The organism is uncultured Rikenella sp. (assembly GCF_910577125.1).
In the GTDB taxonomy this organism is placed as follows: domain Bacteria; phylum Bacteroidota; class Bacteroidia; order Bacteroidales; family Rikenellaceae; genus Rikenella.
The window spans coordinates 1-6,199 of sequence record NZ_CAJTMN010000105.1; the positions used below are offsets into that span (position 1 = coordinate 1).

The window sequence follows — 6,199 nt, forward strand, 5'->3', positions numbered from 1 at the left end:
TGCGCAAGCATCCTCTAAAGTTTTTTTGGTTCTTTTTGTTCACAAAAAGAACAGTACCCTCCAGATAAGGAAAAACCGGATAAAGAAAGCATAAGATATGGATACACTGGAATTGTTGCAACACTATTGGTGGTTTCTCGTTTCACTGTTAGGAGCCGTGCTCGTCTTTTTGCTCTTCGTGCAGGGCGGACAGAGCCTGCTCTACCGGTTCGGGCGGACGGCGGAAGAAAAAGAGCGGATCGTCGGGTCGCTCGGGCGAAAATGGGAGCTGACCTTCACCACGCTGGTCACATTCGGCGGGGCGTTTTTCGCCTCCTTCCCGCTCTTTTATTCCACCAGCTTCGGCGGAGCGTTCTACGTCTGGATGGCGATCCTGCTCGTGTTCGTCATCCAGGCCGTCTCGTACGAATACCGCGCCAAGGCCGGGAACTTCCTCGGGATGAAGACCTATGACGCATTTCTTTTTATCAACGGATGCTTCGGGCCGCTGCTGATCGGAGTAGCGGTCGGGACGTTCTTCACAGGGGCCAACTTCGTGGTCGATACGGCCAACATCGGAAACACGCAGGCCGCGGCGGCGACGGTGTCGCACTGGACGACGCCGTGGAGGGGACTGGAGGCGGTACTCGACTACCGGAACCTGGCGCTCGGGGTTGCCGTACTGCTGCTGGCGCGGTCACTCGGGATGCTCTACCTGATCAACGACCTCGACGACGAGACGATCCGCCAAAGGGCGCGCAGGGAGCTCAGAATCGAGGGGCCGGCGTTCGTGCTCTTCTTCCTGATTTTCCTCGTCAGCATCCTCTGCTCGGCGGGGTGGGCGGCCGATGCGCAGGGCCGGATCGAGGTCGAACCGTACAAGTACCTCCACAACCTGCTGGAGATGCCGGCAGTACTGACCCTCCTGCTGTTGGGGGTGGCGTCGGTACTGACGGGCCTGATCAAGGGGATATTCACGGACAGCCGCAAAGGCATCTGGTTCGCAGGGGCGGGAACGGTGGCGACGGTGCTGGCGCTGCTGCTGACGGCGGGGTGGAACGGAACGACCTACTACCCGTCACTGGCGGACACGCAGAGCTCGCTGACGATCCGCAACAGTAGCTCGTCGCTCTTCACGCTGCAGGTGATGAGCTGGGTGTCGCTGCTGATTCCGTTCGTGGTAGCCTACATCTGGTATGCATGGCGGGCAATCGGCCGAAAAACGATCCCGGAAACTGAAAAAGAGGACAAAGAACAGCTCTATTAATCAGCATATTGCAAAGAAATACGGATCAGCGGCAGAAAAAGTCGCTGCCCGTTACGGCAGATGGAACAAAAAATCACCCGGCGGATTTTATATCGGCATTATTTTTGTATCTTTGTCTAAAGCGGGGGCGGAAGAACGATTCAACCACGGAACAAAAACAGCGAAATCTCGGGAGGGAGCAACACTATGTCTGAAACGGAAAAAACAAGATATTCGGACGCCGAACTGGCCGAATTCAAACAAATCATACTCGAAAAACTCGAAAAGGCAAAGGCGGATTACGACCTGCTGAGAGCCACGATCACGCACACGTCGAGCAACGGGACGGACGACACGTCGCCGACGTTCAAAATCCTCGAAGAGGGGGCGGCGACGCTCTCCAAGGAGGAGTCCGGACGGCTGGCGGCCAGGCAGTACAAGTTCATCCAGAACCTCGAGGCGGCGCTGGTGAGGATCGAGAACAAGACGTACGGGATCTGTCGCGAGACGGGGAAACTGATTCCGAAAGAGCGGCTGCGGGTGGTACCGCATGCTACGCTCAGCATCGAGGCTAAGGAGAGCGGGGTAAAATAGATTGCGAAGAAGAAAATCGTTGTCGGTCTAACACACGTACGGCCATGAAAACCAAACATCAGATCATCATTGCGATCGGAGCCATTATCCTCGTCCTGCTGCTCGTCTTCTGGAGCGTGATCGCCGAAGCGCAGCAGGCACCACCTCTCCCGAACGGAGACATCCCGATCGAGAAGACAGGCATCCGAAGCGTCCGCTACTCCACCGCCGGGTTCTACCCGGTACAGAGCAGCGGACGCTCTGTTTTGAATATGGCCCCGGGGTGGAGGTTCGCCAAGGGACGGTATGACAGGGCGTGGCGCGAAGATTACCGGGGCGACAGTTTGTGGGAGCGGGTCAGTGTGCCGCACGGGCTGGAACTGCTGCCGGTGGATGCCAGCGGGGGTATTAATTATCGGGGGGAAGCGTGGTACAGGAAGTATTTCCAGACCCCGGCGACGGCGACGGACGGCGGGGCGAAGAAGCGGAATGTGTTGTATTTCGAGGGGATTATGGGCAAGGCTAAAATCTGGGTGAACGGGACTTTGGTGCGCGAACATTTCGGGGGATTTTTGCCCATCGTAGTGGATATCAGCGCTGCGATGCACCCGGAGGAGGGGGCGGTCAATGTGGTGGCGGTGATGGCGGACAACAGCGACGACCCGAGCTATCCGCCGGGCAAGCCGCAGGCACAGTTGGACTACTGCTATTTCGGGGGAATCTACCGGGATGTGTGGTTAGTGACGACCAATCAGGTCTACATTACGGATCCGAACCAGGTGAATCGAACCGCAGGGGGCGGGCTGTTTTTTGCCACCACGCGGCTGACCGACGACCATACCACGGCGGAGGTGGCCGTGCGGCTCAATCTGGGCAACGACTCGCGGCGCGGGGCGGCGGGGCGTGTGGAATATACGTTGGTGGGGCCGGACGGCAGGATGGCGGCGACAAAGACGACGGCGTATGCCGTGCCGGCGGGGAGCGACCGGACGCTGAATACGAAGATAACGGTGAAAAATCCGGCGCTGTGGTCGCCGGAGCAGCCGAACCTCTACCGTTTGCATGTGCGGGTGACAGATAACCGGGGGCAGGCGGTGGACGGCTTTATGCAGCAGGTGGGGATTCGGACGATTGCGTTCGATCCGGCGCGAGGCTTTGTGCTGAACGGAAAGCCTTATCCGCGGAAGCTGATCGGGGCCAACCGACACCAGGACTATGCGGTGGTGGGGAACGCGCTCTCCAATAATCTGCACTGGCGGGATGCGGCGAAGCTCAAGGCGGCGGGAATGGAGATCATCCGCAACGCACATTACCCGCAGGACCCGGCCTTTATGGATGCTTGCGACCAGTTGGGGCTGCTGGTGATCGTCAACACGCCGGGCTGGCAGTTCTGGAACGACGAACCGATCTTCGGGGAGCGGGTGTACGACGACGTACGGAACATGGTGCGGCGCGACCGCAACCGGCCGAGCGTCGTCATGTGGGAACCGATCCTCAACGAGACCTGGTATCCGGAGGAGTTCGCGGGCAGGGTGCATGACATCGTGCACGAAGAGTATCCGTTCCCGGGCTGCTACACGGCCAGCGACAGCGAGGCCAAGGGGCACGAACATTTCGAAATACAGTTCGCACATCCGACAGTGGGCGAAAAAGAATCCGCTGCGGCGCATATCGATCCGACGAAAGTCTATTTCACGCGCGAGTGGGGCGACAATGTGGACGACTGGAGCTCGCACAACTCGACGAGCCGAGCGGCGCGGGGCTGGGGCGAGGTGCCGCAGTTGGTGCAGACGAACCATTATGCCAAGAACGACTACTCCTCGACCTCTTACGACGCGCTTTACCGGGCGCCGGCCTACCATTTCGGGGGGACGCTGTGGCATGCGTTCGACCACCAGCGGGGCTATCATCCCGATCCGTTCTACGGAGGGATTATGGATGCTTTCCGACGGCCGAAGTACTCCTACGAGATGTTTCGGGCGCAGTACCGGTCGGCTTCGGCCGAACCGATGGTATTTATCGCCAACGAACTGACGCCGTTCTCGCCAGAAGATGTGACGGTGTTCAGCAACTGCGACACGGTGGTGCTGCACACGTTCTTCGGGACGGACACGGTGCGGACTTACGTGCGGGGACGGGATAGCGATACGACGGGACTGCCGTCGCCAGTGATCGTCTTCCCGAAAGCGTGGAATTTCATGGCCGACAAGGCGCTGTCGCGGGGTGGACGACAGGGCGAAGCCTATATTTTGGTCGAAGGCATCCGGCATGGCCGGGTGGCGGCTTCTCAGAAGAAGAGTATGTCGAGGAGACCGTCGAAGCTGGAGCTGATCGTCAACCGGGAAGGGGCCCATGCGGTGGCGGACGGTTCCGACCTGGTGACGGTGGTGGCGCGGATTACGGACGGCAAGGGCGTGGTCAAGCGGCTGAATAACCGGAGCGTCCGGTTCACGATCGAGGGAGAGGGGCAGTTGCTGATTCCGGCTTCGCAGGCGGCGGGGGTGCCGTTGGTATGGGGCGAGGCACCGGTGCTGGTGCAGACCTCGACGACGGCAGGAACTATCCGTGTCCGGGCGGAGATGGCGGGGGTGCAGGGCGACTGGACGCCGCTGGCGGCGGAGATCGAGTTCCGCACGGTGGCACCGTTACAGGATTTGATCTATATGGATGCTGAAATCGAGCGTTCACCGAATCTTTCTCCTGTCTCGGCGCAGGCGGCTGCCCGGCAGTCGGAAGAGCTGCTCAAACAGGTGGAGGCGCAGCAGGAGGCGTTCGGAGAACAACGGTAATCGCTTATTATGAGGAAAATACATCTATTTTCGGCTTCGGCGGCGATGTGGCTCTCGGTGGGCTGCGTCGCCGCCGCGCCGGTTAAAACCGGTATCGAGGTGCTGCGGGAGCGGGGATTCGACGTGCTGAGGGGTAAACGGGTCGGGCTGGTGACCAATCCGACGGGGGTCGACCGCAGGCTGGTCTCGACGATCGACGTGCTGGACAGTGCGGCACGCAGGGGGATGTTCGAGCTGGCAGCGCTCTACGGGCCGGAGCATGGGGTGCGGGGGGATGCGGAGGCGGGGCAGGCGGTGGCCTCGGGACGGGACGCGAGAACGGGGGTGCGGGTGTTCAGCCTCTACGGACGCACGACGAGGCCGACGAGGGAGATGCTCGCGGGGGTGGATGTGCTGGTGTTCGACATTCAGGACATCGGGACGAGGAGCTATACATACATCTCGACGATGGGGCGGGTGATGGAGGGGGCGGCGGAGGCGGGGGTGCCGGTAGTGGTACTCGACCGGCCGAATCCGATGGGGGGTCTCCGGGTCGAGGGCAGGGAGCGGATCGAAGAAGGGCTGGTCTCGTTCGTGAGTGCGTATCCGATACCGTACATCCACGGGATGACGGTGGGCGAGCTGGCGCGGATGCTCAACGAGGAGGGGATGCTGCGGGGAGGAGTGCGGTGCGGGCTGACGGTGGTGCCGATGGAGGGGTGGCGACGGGAGATGGGATGGGAGGAGTGCGGGTTGCCGTGGGTGGCGACGTCGCCGCACATCCCGACGCCGGAAGGAGCGCTCTATTATCCGACGACGGGGACGATCGGGGAGCTGGGGACGCTCCACATCGGGGTGGGATACACGCTGCCGTTCCGGACGGTGGCGGCGGGTTGGATCGGAGATGCGGAGGGGTTGGCGCAGAGGCTCAACGGGTTGCCGGAGCTGGCGGGGTGTCGCTTCCGGCCGATCCACTACCGGCCGTTCTACGGGGCGGACAAGGGAACGATGATGCACGGGGTGGAGATCTTCCTGCCTCGTGGCACAAAAGAAGCTGATTCTCTTGTCTTTACCCTGATTCCTTTCTACATCATGCAGGAACTGGCAGCGCTCTGTCCGGAGCACAAGCCGCTGGAGGAGGCGACGGATAGCAAACGGGCGATGTTCGACAAGGTGTTGGGGACGTCGCAGATGAGGCGGATGTTTCTCGAGGCGGGATGTCGGGTGACGCCGCAGCTCCGCGCGTTCTGGCGGCCGTCGCAGGCATTTCTCGAAAAGAGACGGAAATATCTGATATACTGACTTTAGTATTATCTTGATTGCTATATCCCTGCCCTGGGCAGCCGCGGCAACGTCGAGGGCGCGTTGTGGCACGTCGGCTACTACGGGTACAACTGGTCGTCCACGTCCTACGATTCGGGCGGCCACTACCGTGGCATGTACTTGAGCTTCAGCGCGACGGAGCTCAACCCCAGCCGCGCGACGAGCCGGGCTTACGGTCTTCAGTTGCGTTGCCTCTCGGAATAAACGGACACACGGCGTCTTTTAATGGCCGTCTCTACCCAATTGCTGACATAACCGCAGAAATGCGAAGCATTTCCCGTCCACGGGACGTGGGGCCTGCCCGGCCCGA

General features: G+C 60.8%; 5 protein-coding genes. All 5 read left to right on the top strand.

Translation table 11 applies throughout. From position 1 onward, the window contains the following. The first annotated feature begins 97 nt into the window (after positions 1-97). Entirely contained in the window at positions 98-1,246 is a 1,149-nt protein-coding gene (locus QZ292_RS09010) for a cytochrome d ubiquinol oxidase subunit II (RefSeq protein WP_294600758.1), read from the top strand. Between the two features lie 186 nt (positions 1,247-1,432). Continuing rightward, on the top strand, positions 1,433-1,819 hold the full coding sequence (locus QZ292_RS09015) for a TraR/DksA C4-type zinc finger protein (protein WP_294600760.1): 387 nt from the start codon (positions 1,433-1,435) through the stop codon (positions 1,817-1,819). A gap of 44 nt (positions 1,820-1,863) precedes the next feature. Continuing rightward, positions 1,864-4,587: a glycoside hydrolase family 2 TIM barrel-domain containing protein gene (locus QZ292_RS09020; RefSeq protein ID WP_294600762.1), complete on the top strand. Its 2,724-nt coding sequence runs from the start codon at positions 1,864-1,866 to the stop codon at positions 4,585-4,587. A gap of 9 nt (positions 4,588-4,596) precedes the next feature. Then, positions 4,597-5,868 (top strand): DUF1343 domain-containing protein, encoded by a 1,272-nt coding sequence (locus QZ292_RS09025; protein WP_294600764.1) that lies wholly within the window; start codon positions 4,597-4,599, stop codon positions 5,866-5,868. Between the two features lie 63 nt (positions 5,869-5,931). Further along, on the top strand, positions 5,932-6,093 hold the full coding sequence (locus QZ292_RS09030; RefSeq protein ID WP_294600766.1) for a hypothetical protein: 162 nt from the start codon (positions 5,932-5,934) through the stop codon (positions 6,091-6,093). The last annotated feature ends 106 nt before the right edge of the window (positions 6,094-6,199 follow it).

Bases quoted from the DNA above. Each gene is read 5' to 3' on its own strand.
- QZ292_RS09015 (WP_294600760.1), top strand. From the start codon at position 1,433: ATGTCTGAAACGGAAAAAACAAGATATTCGGACGCCGAACTGGCCGAA.
- QZ292_RS09010 (WP_294600758.1), top strand. From the start codon at position 98: ATGGATACACTGGAATTGTTGCAACACTATTGGTGGTTTCTCGTTTCA.
- QZ292_RS09020 (WP_294600762.1), top strand. From the start codon at position 1,864: ATGAAAACCAAACATCAGATCATCATTGCGATCGGAGCCATTATCCTC.
- QZ292_RS09025 (WP_294600764.1), top strand. From the start codon at position 4,597: ATGAGGAAAATACATCTATTTTCGGCTTCGGCGGCGATGTGGCTCTCG.